The following is a 1,562-nucleotide window of genomic DNA, read 5'->3' as shown; positions in this document are numbered from 1 at the left end:
TGTCATGTTTTTAGCTGTTATAGCGCCATCTTTATATACTGTGAAAGTTCCGTTGTTGGTGCTAAACGTATTAGCCTCAATGTCGGCCGCTGTTAATTTCTTACCAACAAGGAGCGTGTCAATATTCGCACTTTTCATGATAACGGGGTCATCACTATCAATAAAAACATTCTTACCAGACAGCGTCAATTGACCACCAGATGAAATCAGGGTATTACGAGCTTGAATATTAATTTGGCTAATTAAGTCATCTTTGGCTACTCTAAACAGAATATCATCTGACATCTGAGAAATCATAGAGTCTTGACCGCCATAGATATAAGGTGTCGCAGTATCACCATATTCCATCTTGAGTTCAGTAAAGTACAGACCAGAAGAAGTTCCATTATTAGAGCCAATATTATCAACCCTAATATACCCTTCGTTATCATCGGCTCCAGTCGTAAATGTAACCGTATATTGGTCAATATGTGCTGGAGAAGTTACTAAGCCGTTAAATAAACCATGTACGGTATCATAGTCTTTGGTCGAACCGTAGGCACGTGATAAGAAATACACATTAGCTCCAACAACGTTATATGAAGCAAACGCCTTAAATTGGAATGTATATTTAGTGTTTGGCAATACTGAAAAACGTAATGAACTGGTAGCAACGGTTACGTTCTGCACTGTATTTAGGCATAATAACTTTTCAGTCCCATTTTTATAGAAATTGTGAGTAACTGCTGATAGTACTCTATCAGTTGCACCCCAAGGTTGTAATTGCCAGCCTTCTAGTGAATCTGAAAAGTTACTAGAGTAAGGTATCAAGTTGACATTATTAGCGTCTTTTTTTGAAACCTTGCTTAAAATTGCGTCAGCGGTTTGTGTTTTGTACGTGTTAAAGTCTTTAGATTCAACCTTACTGGATATTGCCTTAGCAGTTTCGTCTTTGTAGGAAGAGAAGTCCTTTGTCTCGACTTTTGCAGAAATCAAGTCAGCAGTTTGCTTCTGATAGGTTGAGAAGTCCTTAGTGGCGACCTTTTCGGCAATCAAGTCAGCAGTCTGTGTCTTATACGTGTTGAAATCTCTAGATTCAACCTTACTAGATATTGCTTTAGCGGTTTCGTCTTTGTAGGACGAAAAGTCACTGGTAGCCACCTTTGAGGAAATCAAGTCTTTAGTAGTTTGCTGATATGCTGAAAAAGCACCATCGGTGACCATCTCTCCTATTTGACTAGCAGTCTGTTCTTTGTAACTAGCATATTCTGAATTAGAAACTTTTGAAGCTAGTCCATTTCCTAATTGAGCAATCGTTAGAGTGGAACCACCTTTTAAAGCAGTCACTGCTTGGCTAGTTGCGTTACCAGTATCTATTGCCGTAACCGCTTGACTAAATGCACTGTCAGCCGTACTTTGAGCTTTAACGGTAGCCGCAGACTGCACGGCTATTGCTGAATCGGCTTGGCTACCAATTGATTGGGCTTTACTAAATGCATTATCAGCCGCACTTTGGGCTTTAGCAGTAGCTGTAGACTGCACAGCTATCTCTGAATTGGCATAAGCGTAGGTGCTATCTGCGG

At 40.0% G+C, this 1,562-nt stretch carries 1 protein-coding gene; it reads right to left on the bottom strand.

Annotated elements, in window-relative coordinates; genetic code table 11:
- Positions 1-1,562 (bottom strand): DUF1104 domain-containing protein (locus MMY95_RS15505; RefSeq protein WP_241277819.1); only part of this gene is annotated, 1,562 nt, incomplete at both ends.

This window comes from Lactiplantibacillus sp. ME-2, from assembly GCF_022549155.1.
Classification (GTDB): Bacteria; Bacillota; Bacilli; order Lactobacillales; family Lactobacillaceae; genus Lactiplantibacillus; species Lactiplantibacillus plantarum.
The sequence above is the reverse complement of the archived record's forward strand: the minus strand, read 5'-3'. Positions and strand labels throughout refer to the sequence as shown.